Origin of the sequence: Kitasatospora sp. NPDC056327 (assembly GCF_042261735.1) — a bacterium.
Classification (GTDB): domain Bacteria; phylum Actinomycetota; class Actinomycetes; order Streptomycetales; family Streptomycetaceae; genus Kitasatospora.
The window spans coordinates 1-16,909 of record NZ_JBHJRC010000180.1; the positions used below are offsets into that span (position 1 = coordinate 1).

15 protein-coding genes and 1 pseudogene are annotated in these 16,909 nt (G+C 76.4%); 11 read left to right on the top strand and 5 right to left on the bottom strand.

Translation table 11 applies throughout. The annotated features are described in order from the left end of the window. Positions 1-34: 34 nt before the first annotated feature. Both ACFCX4_RS23825 and ACFCX4_RS23830 read right to left on the bottom strand, forming a co-directional pair. A complete protein-coding gene (locus ACFCX4_RS23825) occupies positions 35-1,138 on the bottom strand; it encodes a DUF4349 domain-containing protein (RefSeq protein ID WP_376145704.1) in 1,104 nt (367 codons plus the stop codon). Between the two features lie 171 nt (positions 1,139-1,309). Then, positions 1,310-1,741, bottom strand: coding sequence for a DUF523 domain-containing protein (locus ACFCX4_RS23830; protein ID WP_376145746.1), 432 nt, complete (start codon positions 1,739-1,741; stop codon positions 1,310-1,312). Positions 1,742-2,192: 451 nt separating this feature from the next. Between ACFCX4_RS23830 and ACFCX4_RS23835 the strand changes: the two genes are divergently transcribed. The 3 genes from ACFCX4_RS23835 to hemQ are packed head-to-tail and all read left to right on the top strand — an operon-like array spanning position 2,193 to position 4,982. Then, positions 2,193-2,789, top strand: coding sequence for a Uma2 family endonuclease (locus tag ACFCX4_RS23835; protein ID WP_376145707.1), 597 nt, complete (start codon positions 2,193-2,195; stop codon positions 2,787-2,789). A gap of 34 nt (positions 2,790-2,823) precedes the next feature. Continuing rightward, positions 2,824-4,260, top strand: coding sequence for a protoporphyrinogen oxidase (hemG, locus tag ACFCX4_RS23840; RefSeq protein ID WP_376145710.1), 1,437 nt, complete (start codon positions 2,824-2,826; stop codon positions 4,258-4,260). Beyond that, a complete protein-coding gene (gene hemQ / locus ACFCX4_RS23845) occupies positions 4,257-4,982 on the top strand; it encodes a hydrogen peroxide-dependent heme synthase (protein ID WP_376145713.1) in 726 nt (241 codons plus the stop codon). Before hemG ends, hemQ begins: the two co-directional genes overlap by 4 nt. A gap of 82 nt (positions 4,983-5,064) precedes the next feature. Here the strand turns inward: hemQ and ACFCX4_RS23850 are convergent, their stop codons facing one another. From ACFCX4_RS23850 to ACFCX4_RS23860, 3 genes and pseudogenes are all read right to left on the bottom strand, one after another. Further along, positions 5,065-5,841, bottom strand: coding sequence for a TIGR04222 domain-containing membrane protein (locus tag ACFCX4_RS23850; RefSeq protein WP_376145715.1), 777 nt, complete (start codon positions 5,839-5,841; stop codon positions 5,065-5,067). A gap of 102 nt (positions 5,842-5,943) precedes the next feature. Further along, positions 5,944-7,014 (bottom strand): TIGR04222 domain-containing membrane protein, encoded by a 1,071-nt coding sequence (locus ACFCX4_RS23855; protein ID WP_376145718.1) that lies wholly within the window; start codon positions 7,012-7,014, stop codon positions 5,944-5,946. Positions 7,015-7,159: 145 nt separating this feature from the next. Beyond that, positions 7,160-8,553 (bottom strand): annotated as a pseudogene (locus tag ACFCX4_RS23860) (DUF692 family multinuclear iron-containing protein). Between the two features lie 376 nt (positions 8,554-8,929). Here ACFCX4_RS23860 and ACFCX4_RS23865 point away from each other — a divergent pair. From ACFCX4_RS23865 to ACFCX4_RS23900, 8 genes are all read left to right on the top strand, one after another. Then, entirely contained in the window at positions 8,930-9,853 is a 924-nt protein-coding gene (locus ACFCX4_RS23865; protein WP_376145722.1) for a GNAT family N-acetyltransferase, read from the top strand. Between the two features lie 206 nt (positions 9,854-10,059). Further along, positions 10,060-10,806 carry a hypothetical protein gene (locus ACFCX4_RS23870; protein ID WP_376145725.1) on the top strand — a complete coding sequence of 249 codons (747 nt, stop codon included), beginning with the start codon at positions 10,060-10,062 and terminating at the stop codon, positions 10,804-10,806. Between the two features lie 242 nt (positions 10,807-11,048). Next, a complete protein-coding gene (locus ACFCX4_RS23875) occupies positions 11,049-12,092 on the top strand; it encodes an MBL fold metallo-hydrolase (RefSeq protein ID WP_376145728.1) in 1,044 nt (347 codons plus the stop codon). 120 nt (positions 12,093-12,212) lie between these two features. Next, on the top strand, positions 12,213-14,183 hold the full coding sequence (locus ACFCX4_RS23880) for an ATP-binding protein (RefSeq protein WP_376145731.1): 1,971 nt from the start codon (positions 12,213-12,215) through the stop codon (positions 14,181-14,183). Positions 14,184-14,194: 11 nt separating this feature from the next. Then, positions 14,195-14,647, top strand: coding sequence for a roadblock/LC7 domain-containing protein (locus tag ACFCX4_RS23885; RefSeq protein ID WP_376145734.1), 453 nt, complete (start codon positions 14,195-14,197; stop codon positions 14,645-14,647). Beyond that, positions 14,644-15,006 carry a DUF742 domain-containing protein gene (locus ACFCX4_RS23890; protein ID WP_376145737.1) on the top strand — a complete coding sequence of 121 codons (363 nt, stop codon included), beginning with the start codon at positions 14,644-14,646 and terminating at the stop codon, positions 15,004-15,006. Before ACFCX4_RS23885 ends, ACFCX4_RS23890 begins: the two co-directional genes overlap by 4 nt. Next, a complete protein-coding gene (locus ACFCX4_RS23895; RefSeq protein WP_376145741.1) occupies positions 14,984-15,649 on the top strand; it encodes an ATP/GTP-binding protein in 666 nt (221 codons plus the stop codon). The genes ACFCX4_RS23890 and ACFCX4_RS23895 overlap by 23 nt, the downstream gene beginning before the upstream one ends. Continuing rightward, entirely contained in the window at positions 15,646-16,863 is a 1,218-nt protein-coding gene (locus ACFCX4_RS23900) for a cytochrome P450 (RefSeq protein WP_376145744.1), read from the top strand. Before ACFCX4_RS23895 ends, ACFCX4_RS23900 begins: the two co-directional genes overlap by 4 nt. Positions 16,864-16,909: the final 46 nt, after the last annotated feature.

Below are 16,909 nucleotides of genomic sequence, written 5' to 3' on the forward strand. Positions count from 1 at the left end.
GAAGCCGGGGCGGCCCGCCGCCGTCGCTCCGGGGTCAGGACGACCTCCCGCCCCTGTCCTCCCCGTCGCGCTCGTCGTGCCCGTCGGGTCCGTCGTCCTCCGCGGGCCCGCCGTCGGGTGCCGGGACGGCGGGCCGCCCGGCCGGGACCGGCGGGACGGCGGGTCCGGCGGAGCGCCCGGCGGGAGCCTGGGCCCCGCGCCGCCGTCGCACCGCCCGGACCGCCCACAGCACCGCCGCCACCACGAGCAGGAACGGCAGCGCGGCGGCCAGCGCCACGAAGATCCCCCGGACGGCCACGGCCAGCACGTGCCAGCCGGCGCCCAGCGCCGAGCCGACCGACTCCCAGAAGCCGTCGTCCTCCTCCTTCACGTCGGGCCCGTCCCGGCCGGTGTCCTGCCGCTCCCGCACGTCCAGCGTGACGGTGGACAGCGAGGTCCTCGCCGACAGCTCCTTCACCTGCTTCTGCAGCGACTCCAGGTCCGACTCCCGCCGGCTCAGCTCGCCCTCCAGGCTCACGATCTCGGCCAGCGTCTTCGCCTGCGCCATCAGCGCCCGGACCCGGTCCACGCTCGCCTGCTGGCTCTGCAGCCGGCTGTTGACGTCCGCGACCAGCTGGGTGAGGTCCTCCGCCTGGCTGCGCCGGGAGGTCACCTCGCCGAGCCCGGCCAGCGCGTCCAGCGTCTGCTGGTACGCCGCCGACGGCACCTTGACCGTGACCTGGCCGCTCGGCGGGGTGCCGGCCGAACGGGCCGGGCCGGTGCCCGAGCCGCCGGTCCCGCCGCTCACCGTCTCGTTCGCCACGTAGCCGCCGACGGCGATCGCCAGGCCGCGGGCCCGCGCCAGCGCCTCGTCCACCTTCTCCACCCGCACCGACAGCTGCGCCGAGTGGGCGATCTGCCGGGTGTCCACCACCGGGGCCCCGGCCGGCTGACCGCCGCCCGGTGCCGCGGTGGCCTGTCCCGGCGCGGCCTTCGGCGCCACCGAGGCCGCCGCGCCCGGTCCCGCCGCGGGCGCGGCGTCGCCCTTGGCGGCCTCCCCGGCGGCGGCCGCCGCCGGTGCGGACATGTCCTTGGTCCCGCCGGCTCCCGCACCGCACCCGGCCGCCAGCGCCGCCGTCGCGGCCACCGCCGCCAGCACGCCCGCTCTCCGTCGTCCCCTGCTACCGCTTGCCACCTTCGGGCCCTCCCCGTGTCGACCGTCCGGCGCCCCCTCCGGGACGCCCGGTCCATTCGACGGGCGCCGGCCCCGATCGGACCCGCCCGGGAGGTACCGGCTCGGTCACGGCCGGGCCGCGGACCGGACAAGGCGTCAGACCGCCTCCACCGCGATCCCCGCCCGCCGCAGCAGTGCCGCCGTCACGCCGTCGCCCGGCCGCAGCGTCCCGCCGAACGTGCCGTCGTAGACCTGCCCGCACCCGCACGACGGGCTGCGCGCCGTCAGCAGCGCCCGGCGCGCCCCGGCCGCCTCCGCCGCGGCCAGCGCCGCCCGCGCCCCGGCCGTGAACTCCCCGGTGCGGTCCGTCCCGGCCGCGTCCACCACCCGGGCCCGCCCGTCCAGCACGTCCGCGCCGTCGCCGCCGACGATCTCCGCCGCCGCCCGCGGGGTCGGCAGCCCGCCCGCCCCCTCCGGGCAGACCACGACCGCCCGTCCCTGCGCGACCAGCCCGGCGACGGCCGCGTCGGTCCTCGCCCGCCCGTCGTACCGGCACGGCACCCCGGTCAGGCAGGCGCTCACCAGCACCCTGTCGGCCGGAACGAGCCGCTCCCGCCGGACCCGCACCCGCGGCTCCCCGCCCCGTTCCGGCAGCACGGCGACCGTGACCGTCTCCCCGTCGTCCCCCTCCTCCTCCACCGTCCCGCACGGGATCCGCACGGCCACCGGGTACGCCGACCCCGCGTCCAGGCCGTCGGCGCCCACGAACACCACGGTCCTGTCCTCGACCGACCACTCCCGCCCGTCCGCGTCGGAGAACCGCACCTCCACGACGTGCGGCCACCCGCTGTCGTCAACACATCGGACAACTTCACCCATCAGGTGCACCATCGGGCATCTCCTCACCGTGCCCCGGCCGGGGCGGCTAGCGTCGGGTCGTGTCCGATTCTCCCGACGGGGTCCGTCAGCCGCGCCGCCACCTGGCGCCGGCGTGCTGACGAGCCCCTGCGTCCGCCACGGAGTCGCTACCGTGGAGCCCATGAGTGAGCTGCCGGAGTGGATGTACCCGCCCCGCATCGAGGGGTGGTTCGCCGATGACCTCGACCACCTGCCGCAAGCGCCACGCCACACCGAACTGATCGACGGAGCACTGGTCTTCATGATGTCCCCGCAGCGTTGGTGGCACGGCGAGCTCGTCACCGAACTGGTCGTCGCGCTGCGTGACCAACTGCCCGGGGACATCCGGGTCGGACGGGAGATGACGATCAGGCTCGACAAGCGGAACCGTCCCGAGCCGGACCTGGTCGTGACGACCGCCGAGTACGACCCGGACCGCACGTACTTCGAGGCGGGCGACGTGGCCCTGGTCGTGGAGGTCGTCTCCCCCGAGTCGGCGGACCGGGACCGCACCGTCAAGCTGCGGAAGTACGCCGAGGCCGGCATCCCGCACTACTGGGTGGTCGAGGAGGAGGACGGCCTGCCGGTGGTGCACGCCTACGAACTGGACGCCAACGTGTCCGCCTACGCCCCGGCCGGCATCTTCCGGAAGCGGCTGGAGCGGCCGGTGCCGTTCCCGCTGGACATCGACCTCGACGCGCTCGTCCCCGCCCCCAGGGCGAAGCGTGCAGCGGATTGAGGCAAAGGTGTAAAGACCTGCGAGACTGCGGGACATGGCGCAAGCACATGTCGTGGTGATCGGCGGCGGTATCGCGGGACTGACCGCGGCCGCCCTGCTCGGCGGGGCGACGGGCGAGGGCGCCCGGGCGCGGGTGACGCTGCTGGAGGCGTCGGAGCGGCTGGGCGGCAAGCTGTGGGGCGGCGAGGTCGGCGGGGTCCGGGTGGACCTCGGGGCCGAGTCGATGCTGGCCCGGCGGCCGGAGGCGGTCGAGCTGGCCCGGGCGGTCGGACTCGCCGCGCAGCTGGAGCCGCCGACCACCGCGAAGGCCGCGATCTGGACCCGGGGCGCGCTGCGGCCGCTGCCCGGCGGGCAGGTCATGGGCGTGCCCGGGGACCTCGCCGCGCTGGCGGACTCGGGAGTGCTCAGCCCCGAGGGCCTGGCGCGGGCCCGGCAGGAGACGGCGGGCGAGCCCGTCGCCGACGACGTCGCGATCGGCCGGTACGTCGCCGACCGGCTCGGCCGGGAGGTGGTCGACCGGCTGGTGGAGCCGCTGCTCGGCGGCGTCTACGCCGGGCACGCCGACGAGATCTCGCTGCGGGCCGCGGTGCCCGCCCTGCTGCCGGTCGCCCGGGGCGGCGGCTCGCTGCTCGCGGGCGTGCACGGGCTCGCCACCCGGCCGGGGACCGCCGGCACCCCCGTCTTCCAGGGCCTGCGCGGCGGCCTCGGCACCCTGCCGGCGGCCGTCGCCGCGGCCTGCGAACGGGCCGGCGTCGAGCTGCGGACCGGCACCGGGGTGACCGGGCTGCGCCGCACCCCCGAGGGCTGGCGGGTGACCGCCGCCGACGGCGGGGTGCTGGCGGCCGACGCCGTCGTGCTGGCCGTGCCCGCACCGGCGGCCGCCCGGCTGCTGCGCGCCGACGTGCCGGCCGCGGCCGGCGAGCTGGACGCCGTCGAGTACGCCGGGATGGCCCTGGTCACGCTGGCGTTCCGCCGCGCCGACCTGCCCGTGCCCCCGGCCGGCAGCGGCTTCCTCGTCCCGCCGGTGGACGGCCGCCGGATCAAGGCGTCGACCTTCTCCTCCAACAAGTGGGGCTGGCTGGAGCGGTCCGCCCCGGACTCCTTCCTGCTGCGCACCTCGCTGGGCCGGCTGCACGAGGAGGAGCCGCTGGAGCTGGACGACGGGGAACTGGTCGCCCGCTCGCTGGCCGACCTGGGCGAGGCGATCGGACTGACCGCCCGCCCCTACGACACCGCCGTCACCCGCTGGCGGGCCGGACTGCCGCAGTACCCGGTGGGTCACCTGGACCGGGTCGCCCGGATCCGGGCGGCCGCGGACCGGGCCGGCGCGCTGGCCCTGTGCGGGGCGGCGTACGACGGCGTGGGCATCCCGGCCTGCGTCGCGAGTGCCCGGGCGGCCGTCGCCGGGCTGGAGAGAGTGCTGACCCCGCCGACCGGGGCGAACGTCACGGAGAGGACAATGGGCGCATGACTGAGACCGTTGAGCAGCAGGCCGCCGAGCAGCCCGCGAAGAAGAAGGCTCGGGACCTGAACCAGGTCATCCGCTACACCATGTGGTCGGTGTTCAGGCTCAAGGACGCCCTGCCCGAGGACCGCACCGGGCTGGCCACCGAGGTCGACGAGCTGTTCGCCCAGCTCGACGCCAAGGACGTCACCGTGCGCGGCACCTACGACGTCTCCGGTCTGCGCGCCGACGCCGACATCATGGTCTGGTGGCACGCCGGCGACTCCGACGACCTCCAGGAGGCGTACAACCGCTTCCGCCGCACCGGCCTGGGCCGGCTGCTGGAGCCGGTCTGGTCGAACATGGCGCTGCACCGCCCGGCGGAGTTCAACAAGTCGCACATCCCGGCGTTCCTCGCGGACGAGAACCCGCGCGACTACGTCTGCGTCTACCCGTTCGTCCGCTCCTACGAGTGGTACCTGCTGCCGGACGCCGAGCGGCGCGCGATGCTCGCCGAGCACGGCCAGATGGCGCGCGGCTACCCGGACGTGCGGGCCAACACGGTCGCCTCGTTCGCGCTGGGCGACTACGAGTGGCTGCTGGCCTTCGAGGCGGACGAGCTGCACCGGATCGTGGACCTGATGCGCGACCTGCGCCCGTCCCGGGCCCGGCTGCACGTCCGCGAGGAGGTGCCGTTCTTCACCGGCCGCCGCAAGCCGGTCGCCGAGCTGGTCAACGGTCTGGTCTGAGCCCGCCCCGGCCCTCGGACGCCGGCCCCGGGATCCGTCCCGGGGCCGGCGTCGTGCGTGCCGGTGTCCTGCGTGGGACCGGTCAGTGCCGGCGCAGGGCCGCGCGGAGCCGGGCGTCCGGGAGGACGGCGGGACCGTTCATCGCGACGGCGGTGAGCAGTTCGCGCTCGTCGTCGTCGGTGAGCCCGTGCTGGCGCGGCGGGCGGACCTCGCGGAGCACCTCCTGGCCGATCGGCGAGGCCCAGCGGGTGTACGGGTAGACGTCGACCCGGGCCATCAGCAGGGTGCCCGCGGTCAGCACCAGCGGCAGCGAGAACCAGGCCAGCGGCGTCAGCGCGTCACCGTCGCCCAGGCCGCCGACGACCAGGGCGACGACGAGCAGGACCAGCGAGAGCAGCAGCGCCTGGCGGACCTGCCGGACCACCAGCACGGTGTGCCGCTGCACCGCCGCCGGGGTGGCCAGCCCGGCGAGCGAGAGCCGGCTGCCGATCTCCAGCACGGTCGGGTGGGCGGCCATCGCGGCGCGCAGGTCGTCGGTGCGGCACTGGCCCTCGGCGCCGACGGTGGCGATCACCGCGCGCTCCAGCCGGCTGCGGCCGCGCGGGTCGACGACCGTGGTCCAGCCGGTGTGGGCGAGGTGCAGCCGGCCCCGGGACGCCATCAGGACGAGGGCGAGCTCGACGACCCGGTCCGGGCCGCCCGCCAGGTAGGCCGTCTCGTACAGCCCGATGCCGACCGCCTCGGGCGGCCGGGTGCCCTCCTGACCGGACAGCGCGTCGGCGGTGGCGGTCGTCCGGACCAGCCGGATGCAGGAGAGCACCGCGGCGACGCAGGCCGGGATCAGGAAGAGCAACCACATGGGGTTGTTGTAGACCCGGCCGCGCCGCACGCGGAACGTCTTCCCGAGCGCGATACCGAACTGTGACGTCCGGCGGGCTCCGCCCGGCCGCCCGGCCGCGCTTCAGGAACCGCCGCAGCCGCCCCCGCAGCCGGAACCGCAGCTGGAGGACGAGGAGGAGCCGCAGCCGGAGCCGGAGCCCGAGGAGCTGCCGCCGCAGCTGCTCGCGCCGCAGCCCGAACCCGAGGAGCCGGACGAGTCGGACGAACCCGAGGAGCCCGGGGAACCGGACGAGTCGGAGGAGTCGGAGGAGCCGCACCAGACCGTCGGGCCGGAGCAGGAGGAGCCGCCCGGGGAGCCGGAGCCGGCGCCGGAGTTCGCGGCGGTCGTCCGGGCGACCTGCTCGGCGGTCTCGGCGGCGAGCAGGGCCTCCAGCAGCTCCTCGTCGCCGAACGCGGCGGCACCCACGGCGGCCAGGCCGCCGAGCGCGAGGGCGCCGAGCAGGGCCGAGTCGGCGTTGCGGGCGCCCTGCCGGGGCGACCACGGCCGGCCGTCGTCCACCAGGGCGAGCTGGCGGCGTCCGGCCGGGGTGATCCGGCCCCGGGACGGCCGGAGGGCGATCAGGGAGACCAGGTCGAGGACGAACAGCACCAGCGGGATCCACAGCGCGGGCCGGTCGTAGCCCGGCTCCTCGGAGTCGATCATGTAGGCGGCCGCCGTGAAGGCCGCCGTGATCAGCAGCGTGGGCCAGAGCAGCCGGTGCGCCGTCCGGGCCCGGCGCAGGGCGACGGGGTTGCGCAGCAGGCCCCGCCCGGCGAGCCCGTCGCCGATCGCCTGGACGGAGGGCGAGCGCATCACGGCGACGCGGAGGGAGTCGAGGTCACGGCTGCGGGTCGGGCCGATCGCGTCGGCGATCTCGCGGTCGACCGGGTCGCGGGGCCGGTCGGCGGTCAGGGTGACCAGGCGGGAGCGGCTGACCACGACGTGGCCCGCCCGGTGCATCCGGACCAGGGCGGTGTCGAAGACCCGGCCGGGGCCGCCGGCGAGGAAGGCGGCGTCGAGCAGCGGTATGCCGCGGCCGGGCAGTCCCATCGGGTTCGGGACGCGCCGCGCCGCCTGCCGGGTCGTCGAGGCCCGGATCACGGCGGCGACGAGCAGGACGGCGGGGATCAGGAAGTAGGCGTTGTGCCACATGGGCGGTTTCCCCCGGGTGGTGAGAGGTGGTTCGGGTGGTTCGCGGGGTGGTGCACGGGGCGTGCGGTGCCGCGTTCGGGCACCGCCGGGGCAGGCGTCGCGGTGCGGGCACCGCGTCGGTCGGGGATGTCGGGGCGGTCGTTCCTCAGGAGTCGCGGCCGGGCCGCAGGGCGCGGCGCAGCCGGGCGAGCGGGCCGGGTGGCCGCTCGGGGGCCGGGTCGAGCCACTGTTCCAGGGAGCGTCGGGCGGTGGCGTCGAGTCCGGTGCCCTCGGCGAGCGCCCAGACCGCGAAGGCCCGGGCGTCGGCGCGGTAGCCGCCGGTCTGCGGGCGGCCGAGGGCGTAGGCCAGGAACAGCGGGCCGTACTGCGGGCCGAGCAGCCGGGGCAGGGCCGGGGCGACCCTGGCGGCGGTGTCGCGCCGCTTGGCGGCCAGGCCGGCGGCCTGTGCGCGGACCTGCGCGGGGTCGAAGCCGGGCGGTACCGGGCCGCCGGCCGTCAGGGCGGTGAGCAGTGCGGTCTGCCGGGCGGCCAGCCGGGCCCGGGCGGCCTCGGTCTCCGGATCGGTTCCCCGGCCGGTGCCGGTGCTGCTTCCGGTGCCGGTGTCGCTGTCGCTGCCGCCGCCGTTCGCCGGGCCTGTGCCGGTGACCGCGTCCGGACCGGTGCCGGCCGTCGCGCCGGTCACCGCGGGCCACCGCCGTCCGGGGCCCGGCCGCCGTCCAGCACCCGCCGGACGGCGTCGAGTTCGGCGGCCAGTTCGGCGGGCGGCGGGAACGCGGCGTCGCGCTCCAGCAGCACACCGGGGGGCGCGACCCGCGCGCACAGCTCGGCGAGCACCTCCAGCACGGGTTCGGTGACCGGGTGGGCGTGGGTGTCGTGCCAGACGCCGTCGACCATGGTGCCGCCCGCCACGTGCACGTAGGCGAGCGCCTCCAGCGGCAGCCGGTCCAGCTCGGCGGCCGGGTCGAGGCCGAGGTTGACCCGGTTGGTGTGCAGGTTGGCGACGTCGATCAGCAGCCGCACGCCGGTCCGCTCGACCAGCTCGGCGAGGAACTGCCCTTCGGTCAGCTCGTCGTCCGGCCAGGCCAGCTGCGCGGCGACGTTCTCCAGGGCCAGCGGCACCGGCAGCTGGTCCTGGGCGATCCGGACGTTCTCGGCGATCACCCGCAGCGCGTCCCGCGAACGCGGCACCGGCAGCAGGTGACCGGCCTCCAGGCCGCCCGCCCGGACGAAGGCGAGGTGTTCGGTGACCAGCGGGGAGCCCAGTGCGCCGACGGTGTCGGCGAGCCGGGCCAGCCGGGCCGGGTCGGGCCGGTCGGCGCCGCCGAGGCCGAGCCCGACGCCGTGCGGGACCACCGTGAGACCGCGGTCCAGCAGGATCCGCAGGGACTCCGGGAGGTGGCCGGCGCAGACGTTCTCGGCGACCACCTCGACCCAGTCCAGGCCGGGCTGCCGTTCCACGACGGTGTCGATCTCGCTGCGCCAGCCGAGGCCGACGCCGAGCCGCCGTTCGGTGCCGGGCCGCCGTTCGGTGCCGCTGATGCCGGGAGCGCCGGTAGTGCCGGGAGCGCCGGCGGTGTCCGCGCCGCCCTGGACGCCCGTCGTCTTCGCGGGCGCCTGCGGTGCGTCGTGCAGGACGGGAGAGGTCATCGGTGAGCCCCCTTCGGAGGGCCGGGCGGGAGAGCCGCCGGTCGGCGCGGGCCTCGTCGCCGGGGCCGCCGGGCGGTGGTGCTGAGCATGTCCCCGGTCGGTGCGACTGCCAAGCCCCGTCCGGTCATCTCAGAGCATTACTTGAGCTTCGCGATGCGTCAATGAGCGGCTTCCGACGAGGGGTCCCGACATCCCCGCAGGTGGGGCGGGTGGCGGCCGGAAAAAACCGGCGGCGGCCCGGAGACCCGGAAGCTACTGTGACGCTCCTATGACAACTCTGACGATTCGTGACTTCCGCCCCGAGGACGCCGGGGCCGTGGCGGCCGCCCACCGCGCCGGGCGCGAGCACCTGGTCCAGAACCCCGAGATGTTCGTGTGGCTCAACGCCCGTGGGACGAAGGGCGGGCACTACCGCACCTTCGTCGCCGAGCTGGACGGCCTGGTGGTCGGCACGGTGCGGTGCGGCGTGGTGACCGGCACCACCACGGTCGGCGTCGGCCACGCCAACGGCAGCGTCCTGCCCGGGTACCGGCGGCGCGGGGCCTTCACCGGCCTGCTGGCCGCCGCCGAGCGCCACCTGGCCGCGCACGGCGTGACCGAGCTGCACAGCTGGGTGGACGACGAGCCGGGCTCGCGCACCTTCGCCGAGGCCCGCGGCTTCACGGCGGGCCGGGTCGCGCACTTCGCCGTCCGGGACCTCACCGTGCCGCTGCCCGTGGCCCCGCCGCTGCCGGCCGGTGTCGAACTGCGCCCGGCGAGCGACTTCGCGGCCGATCCGCACCCGGTGTTCCTGGTCGAGGCGGACGCGGGCCAGGACGAGCCGGGCGAGGTACCGATGGACGCCGCCGACTACGAGGAGTGGCTGGCGGGGGAGTGGCACCGTCCGGACCACGACCGCGACCTGACCGTGGTGGCCGTGGTCGACGGCGTGCCGGCCGCCTTCAGCGCCGTCTCCACGGACGGCGGGGAGCGCTACTGGTCCTCCTTCACCGCCTGCCGGCGGGAGTTCCGCGGACGGGGGCTGAGCAAGCTCGCCAAGCTGGAGTCGCTGCGCCGGGCCCGCGCGGCCGGGCTGCGGTTCGCGTACACCTCGAACGACGCCACCAACGCGCCGATGCTCGCGATCAACGCCTGGCTGGGCTACGAGCGCTGCGCGAGCGAGCGGAAGTTCATCAAGCGCCTCGGCGCCTGAGTCGGGCCCGGTCGGCGGCCGCCGCGACGCCCCGGACCACCCGAATCCGGTGACGGAGCGTGACATCGGCTGCGCCGGACGGGTGAATTCGTGGCGGAAGCGGGCCCGGGCGCCGTGTCGCTCCCGGGTGCGGGAGTTCCCGGGGCCCCACGGGGCATCACATCCGCGCGCACAGTTCGTGCCCGAGTCCTCGGCGGGGGGATGCCATGGAGATCCTGCTCCAGATCCTGGTCGGTTTCGTCCCCGCAGTGATCGGCTTCCTCGCCGCCCGCTCGCTCGCCCGCACCCGGCTCCTGCTGCGCTACGGCTTCCTGCGGGCGCTGCTCGGGCCGTACGGCCGGGTGCAGATCGTCACCCCGAGCGTGGAGGCGGCCGAGTTCGCCTACGCCAAGGACGGCTGCCAGCTGACCAGCCGGGGGCCGCGGAACGTGCTCTTCATGCCGATGGCCGAGGCGCGGGCCATCGCCCAGCTCACCGACCTGCTGCGGAAGATCAACCGCAAGGCCACCATCGAGCTGGTCGCCGCCGGTGCGCAGGACCCCCGGATGCCGATCTTCTCGATCGGCGGTCCGGGCGCCAACGCCTACTCGGCCGGTGTGCTGGCGACGAGCTTCCCGGACTTCCGGCTGGAGCACCCGCAGGCCGCCCGGGCCCGCTGGGGCGGGATGGCCTTCGAGGCGCAGTACAACGCGGCCGACGAACTCGTCCGCGACCACGGCTTCGTGTTCGTCACCCGCACCTCCCGGCAGGCGCCCTGCGTGGTGCTCTGCGGGGTCTTCGCGTTCGGCTCGGCGATGGCGGTGGAAGCCCTCGCGGCGGCCGGCCGGCAGTCCGCGCTGGCGGCGCTGTTCCGTTCGGGTGGGAAGGGGTTCGTCGCGGTCGAGGGCCGGGTGATCGGCCTGGACACCGTGGACGTGACCGTCGAGGTGTGCCGGATCCTGCCGTCGCCCTGACGCACCCGGTGCCCCTGACGCACCCGGTACCCCTGACACCCCTGAAGCCCCTGACACCCCCGGCGACCCCGGCGCCCCGGACGCGTCGGTGCGGGGCCCGGGGACGGCGCGGGCGCCCGGGCCCGTTTCGGCCGGTGGCGAGGGGGACGAACGGGACGGAGCGGGAGACTTCCGGGCAGGAAGTGGCCGGAATCGTCCGGCTTCGGCTCCACCACCGGTACATCATCGGCATAATCGCGCCCATGACGATCAACCGTGCGAACGTGAGCGCGATTGCCGAGGACCTGTACGTCTGGCTCCCGCCGAAGCGCGGCTGGGGTCTGGCCAACTGCGGGCTGCTCGCCGGATCGCGGACCGCACTGTGGATCGACACGCCCTACGACCCCTCGCTGGCCGCCGAGTTCCTCGCCGAGAGCCGCAAGCGGCTGGCCGACGGGGTCGACGTCGACCGGATCGTCGTCACCCACGCCAACGGCGACCACCTCTGGGGCGCCGGCGTGCTCCCGGACGCCGAGGTGATCGCCACCCGCGAGGCGCTGGAGCACATCCACTGGGAGCCGACGCCCCAGCAGACCCACGCGCTGGTCGTCGGCAGCGACCCGGACTCGCCGCTCGGCGCCTACCTCCGGCGCCACTTCGGCCGGTTCGACTGGTCGCGGACCGACCCCGTCCACCCGGACACGGTCTTCCACGGCGAGCTGGAACTGCGGGTCGGGACGTACCCGGTGCAGATCACCGGCCTGCCCGCGGCGCACACCGGCGGCGACCTCATCGTCCACCTCCCGCACCAGCGCACGGTGTTCGCCGGTGACGTGATCTTCGGTTCGAGCGCCGCGCAGCCCGGCGACCACCCCTCGCACTGGGCCGGCCCGCTGGGGAACCTGATCTCCGCCTGCGAACGGATCCTGGCCACGGGGGCCGAGATCGTCGTCCCCGGCCACGGCCCGGTGCTCGACCGGGCCGGGGTCCGGGAGCACATCGCCTACCTCGACCACGTCCGCGAGCGCGCCCACGCCCTGCACCGGGCCGGGCTCCCCGCCCTGGACGCGGCCCGGCGGATCATCGCGGAGCAGCGCTACCCCGAACTCGGCCTGCCCGAGCGACTGGTACTCACCGTCGCCGCCGAGTACCGGCACCTGGACGGCTCGGCCGTGCCGAACGTCCTGGAGGCGATGAGTCAGGTCGCCCTGGTGGCCAGGGAGCTGGAGGAGGACGGCGAACGGCGGGCGCCGCACCCGCGTCCGGGTGCCGGCGGCGCCGTGGCCCCGGTCCCCCGACGCCGCTGACACCGGGCCCGCCCCCGCGGGCCGGGCCACCCCGCCCCGCAACCGAACCGCCCCGCCCCGTACCCTTCGGGGCCTTCGCACGAGTCCGCTTCTCCGTACAAGGAAACTCCGAGGACGTCGATGACGCAGCTGCTGGTACCGGCCCTGGCGCTGATCGCGCTCGCCGCGCTCGTGGCGGCCGGCTGCCTGGCCCGTGCCCGCACGCACGCACTGGCCCGCGCCACCGCCGCCGGGACGGCGTCCGGCCTGGCCGAGGAGCGCGCCCTGGTGGCCGAGGGCCGGGCCGGCCGGGCCGAGCAGCAGGCGCGCGACGCACGGGCCGAGGCGCAGCGCGCCGCCGAGGAGTCGCGCGGCGCGGCCGACCGGGAACTGGCCGCCGACGACCGCGCCCGACAGGCGGAGCAGCGGGCGGCCGGGGCCGAACAGCGCACCGCCGAGGCCGAGCGGGCGGTCACCGGGGCCGAGCAGCGGTCGGCCGACGCCGAGGACCGGGCGACGGCCGCCGAGCGGCGCACCGGTGCCGCGGAGGAACGCGCCGCGGCGGCCGAGGAACTGGCCGGCACGGTCGAACGCCGCACCGCCGCCCTGCTGGCCGAGATCGGCCACCTCGCCACCGAGCGGGTGGCCGCCGCCGCCCTGCGGCTGAGCCACCCCAACGCCCCGGTCGCCGGACCGCTGGACGCCCCGGCCGTCGGCCCGGACGCCGTGCAGGCGCTGCAGTCCGTCCTGGACGCCGCCGCCGCCGTCGTCACCGACGAGCGGGAGCGCGTCGACGCCGCCGCCCGCGCCACGATGCGCGGTGCCACGTCCAAGATCCAGACCCTGCTCTACCAGATCCAGAGCCTGGTCCAGCAGCTCCAGCACGACAACGACGACCCCCGGCTGCTGGAGGTCGACTTCCGCAACGAGGTCGCGCTGCGCCGGATCCAGACCGTCGCCGTGCTCTGCGAGGCCTGGCCCGGTCTGGCCCGCACCGACTCGCCGCTCGCCGAGGTGGTGGTCGGCGCGCTCTCCCGGGTGCCCGGCTACGCCCGCGTCAAGGTGGCCAACCACCTGCGGGAGGACCGGCTCGCGGTGGTGGCCCGGGCCGCCGAGCCACTGGCCGTCGCGGTCGCCGAACTGCTCGCCAACGCCACCGCCTACTCGCACCCGGAGACGGATGTCCCGGTCACCGTCCAGCAGGGCGGCCGGGGCGCGCTGGTGATCGTCGACGACAGCGGCATCGGCATGGAGGAGGACCAGCTGCGCCGGGCCCGCCGGCTGCTGGCCGGGCCCTCCGAGGTGCTGCTCACCGAACTGGGCAACCCGCCGAAGACCGGTTTCGCGGTGGTCGGCAAGCTGGCCCGGCAGTACGGCTTCTCCTGCCACATCGAGCCGTCCCCGTACGGGGGCATGCGCGCGCTGGTGCGGATCCCGGCCGGGCTGCTGACCGTGGTGGACGAGGAGCAGCCGCTCTCCGTGCTCACCCCGCTGCCGCTGCGGGCCGGTGCCGCGCCCGTCCCGCCGGTGCCGGCGGCCGGCCGGGGCCGGGACAGCGCGCCGGCCATCCACGTGGTGCCACCGGTGGCGGACGCGCCGGAGCGGTCCGCGGTGCCGGGCCCGCCGCCGGTGCACGCCGTTCCGCCGGTGCGGGCCGTTCCGGACGGGCCGGCCCCGGCGGACGACGGCACCGGGCTGCCGAGCCGCCGCCGGCGCCAGCCGCTGGCCTCCCGCCCGCAGCCGCCGGCTGGCGGCGGGGCGCAGGCCCGGCCCCCGGCCGCCGTCCGGCCGGAGCGGACGCCCGAGCAGGCCGCCGCCCGCTGGCAGGCGCTCCAGCAGGGCACCGGCTCCGGCCGCGCCGCGGTGGCCGGCGCCGAGGCGCGGACCACGGCCCCGGCGAGCGGCGAACCCGTCACCGAACCCGCCGCCGGGACCGCCGGAGCGGCCGGCGACACCCCGAACCCCCACCGCACCGACAGCCCCCACCCCCCGTCCCCCGCGGCGACCGGCCCCACCGGCGCCGACCGGGCGGCCCCGCCCCGCCCCGACGCCGCCCGCACCGGCGCCGGCCCCGCGGACGCGTCCGGCCGCCGGACCACCCAGACCCCCTGAGGAGCCGCGCCGTGAGCAGCACGCCCAGCCCCACCAGCACCACGCCCAGCCCGTCCGACAGCGACGGCATCGCCTGGGTGCTGACCCCGCTCCTGGAACTGCCGGGCGTCGTGCACGCGGTGATCGCCACCGGCGACGGCCTGGTCGAGGCCGCCTCGGCGGGCCTCGCCCGTGCCTCCGCCGAGCGGGTCGCGGCGATGACCGCCACCGTGCACGCCGCCGCCCGCGCGTTCACCACCGCCTTCACCGACGCCGACCAGCCCCGGCTGGCGCAGACCGTGGTCGAGTCCGAGCTGGGCTTCGCCGTCGTCGTCCCGGCCGGGGAGAACACCTCGCTCGCGGTGTTCACCACGCCCGACGCCCAGCTCGGCAACGTCGCCTACCAGATGCAGGTCCAGGTCGCCGCCCTGGGCCGCGCACTGGCGAGCCCGGCCAGGCGGCAGGACGCCCCCGCCCGGTCATGACCGCCACTCCCCGCAGGCGGATGGTGCCCGCCTACCTGGCCACCGGCGGCCGGACCCGCCCGGGTACCGACGGCTTCGAACGGCTCACCGTGCTGTTCGCCACCGGCACCGAGGAGCCGTCCGCGCTCGCCGAGCTGGAGGCGGAGCACCGGCGGCTCTGGGACCTCTTACGCCCCGGCGCGCTCACCGTGGTGGAGGCCGCCGCACACCTGCGGCTGCCGGTCAGCGCCACCGTCTTCCTCGCGGCCGACCTGGTCGGGGCGGGCTGCCTGCACGCCCGCGCGCCGATCCCCCGCGCCCAGCAGACCGACCGCTCCCTCGTCGAGAGGCTCCTCGTTGGACTCCGCACTCTCCGGTAACCGGCCCGGTCCGGGGCGGCCGGACCGGGTGGGCTACCTGCCCGACCCCGAACAGACGCTGATGAAGCTGGTCGTCGCCGGCCCGTTCGGCGTCGGCAAGACCACCTTCATCCGCACCCTCTCGGAGATCCCGACCCTGCACACCGAGGAGGCGATGACCGAGACCGGTGCCCCCGTCGACGACGTGGCCGGCCTGCCGGGCAAGACCACCACCACGGTGGCCGTCGACTTCGGCCGGCTCACCCTGCCCGGCGAGGTGGTGCTCTACATGTTCGGCACCCCCGGCCAGCGGCGGTTCTTCCCGCTCTGGCAGGACATCGCGCGCGGTGCCCTCGGCGCCCTCGTACTGGCGGACACCCGGCGGCTCGCCGACTCCTTCGAGATCATGGACATGGTCGAGGAGCAGGGGCTGCCCTACGCGGTCGCGGTCAACCGCTTCCCCGACTCGCCGGCCCATCCGCCCGAGGTGCTCCGGGCCCACCTCGACCTGCACGCCTCCACCCCGCTGGTGCTCTGCGACGCCCGGGAGCGCGGCTCCAGCCTGGACGCGCTGATCGCGCTCGCCGAGCACGTCCTGCACGGGCTCCCCGCCTCCGGGCCCGCCCCCGCCCGGGTCCCCGTCCCCGTTCCGGAGCAGTCATGACCACCACCCGGGACACACCGGTCCCGCTGCACGGCCCGGCCTTCGCCGCCGACCCGCAGGCGGTCTACGAGCGGCTGCGCCGGCAGGGTCCGATCGCCGGGGTGGAGATCGCGCCCGGCGTCGGGGCCCTGCTGGTCATCGACTACCAGGTCGCGCTCGACCTGCTGCGCGACACCGACACCTTCTCCAAGGACTCCCGCGACTGGCAGCGGACCGTCCCGCCGGACTCGCCGCTGCTGCCGGTGCTCGGCTACCGGCCGACCGCCCTGTTCAGCGACGGCGCGACGCACGCCCGCTACCGCCAGGTGATCACCGACGGCCTGGCGCTGATGGAGCCGCACCTGCTGCAGCGCCGGGTCGCCGAGGTCGCCCACCGGCTGATCGGCGCGTTCGGCGAGACCGGCTCCGCCGACCTCATCGCCGACTACGCCCGCCGGCTGCCCCTTCACGTCCTCACCACCTGGTTCGGCGTGCCCGAGGAGCACCGGGAGCGGCTGGTGGCCGGCATCGTCGGCTCGATCGAGTCCACCGAGCGGGCGATGGCCGCCTACGGGGACCTCGTCGCGGTGGTCACCGGCATGGTCGCCGAGCGCCGCGAGCGCCCCCGGCACGACCTGACCTCGTGGTTCCTCACCCACCCGGCGGGGCTGGACAACGACGAGGTGGTCCGGCAGATCACCCTCACCATGATCGCCGGGAACGAGCCGACCACCAACCTGATCGGCAACGCCCTGCTGCGGCTGCTCACCGACGCCCGCTACGCCGGCTCGCTGTTCGGCGGCGCGATGACGGCGCACCAGGCGATCGACGAGGTGCTCTGGCACGAGCCGCCGCTGGCCAACCTGTCGGCCCACTACCCCCGGTTCGACGTGACCTTCCACGGCCGCCGGATCCCGGCGGGCTCGCTGGTCCTGGTCTCCTACGCGGCCGCCAACTCCCAGGCCGCCCCGCCCGCCGGCGCGGCGGACACCGCCGGGGTGCGCAGCGGCGAGTCCGCCCACCTGGCCTGGGCGGCCGGCCCGCACGCCTGCCCGGCCCGTGACCCGGCCCTGCTGATCGCGATCACCGCGATCGAGCAGCTGACCAGCCGGATCGGCGACCTCGACCTCGCCGAGCCCGCCGACACCCTGCTCTGGCGCCCGGGCCCCTTCCACCGGGCCCTGGTCCGGCTCCCGGTCCGCTTCACCCCGGTCGGGCGGGACGGGGCGGGGTAGCGGGAGGGCCCGGAGCGCGAGGAGGCCCGGACACCCCGCGGGTGCC

What these genes read in the sequence shown, in the direction of transcription:
- ACFCX4_RS23835 (WP_376145707.1), top strand. Translation starts at nt 2,193, where the DNA reads ATGAGTGAGCTGCCGGAGTGGATGTACCCGCCCCGCATCGAGGGGTGG.
- hemG (WP_376145710.1), top strand. Translation starts at nt 2,824, where the DNA reads ATGGCGCAAGCACATGTCGTGGTGATCGGCGGCGGTATCGCGGGACTG.
- hemQ (WP_376145713.1), top strand. Translation starts at nt 4,257, where the DNA reads ATGACTGAGACCGTTGAGCAGCAGGCCGCCGAGCAGCCCGCGAAGAAG.
- ACFCX4_RS23850 (WP_376145715.1), bottom strand. Translation starts at nt 5,841, where the DNA reads ATGTGGTTGCTCTTCCTGATCCCGGCCTGCGTCGCCGCGGTGCTCTCC.
- ACFCX4_RS23855 (WP_376145718.1), bottom strand. Translation starts at nt 7,014, where the DNA reads ATGTGGCACAACGCCTACTTCCTGATCCCCGCCGTCCTGCTCGTCGCC.
- ACFCX4_RS23865 (WP_376145722.1), top strand. Translation starts at nt 8,930, where the DNA reads ATGACAACTCTGACGATTCGTGACTTCCGCCCCGAGGACGCCGGGGCC.
- ACFCX4_RS23870 (WP_376145725.1), top strand. Translation starts at nt 10,060, where the DNA reads ATGGAGATCCTGCTCCAGATCCTGGTCGGTTTCGTCCCCGCAGTGATC.
- ACFCX4_RS23875 (WP_376145728.1), top strand. Translation starts at nt 11,049, where the DNA reads ATGACGATCAACCGTGCGAACGTGAGCGCGATTGCCGAGGACCTGTAC.
- ACFCX4_RS23880 (WP_376145731.1), top strand. Translation starts at nt 12,213, where the DNA reads ATGACGCAGCTGCTGGTACCGGCCCTGGCGCTGATCGCGCTCGCCGCG.
- ACFCX4_RS23890 (WP_376145737.1), top strand. Translation starts at nt 14,644, where the DNA reads ATGACCGCCACTCCCCGCAGGCGGATGGTGCCCGCCTACCTGGCCACC.
- ACFCX4_RS23900 (WP_376145744.1), top strand. Translation starts at nt 15,646, where the DNA reads ATGACCACCACCCGGGACACACCGGTCCCGCTGCACGGCCCGGCCTTC.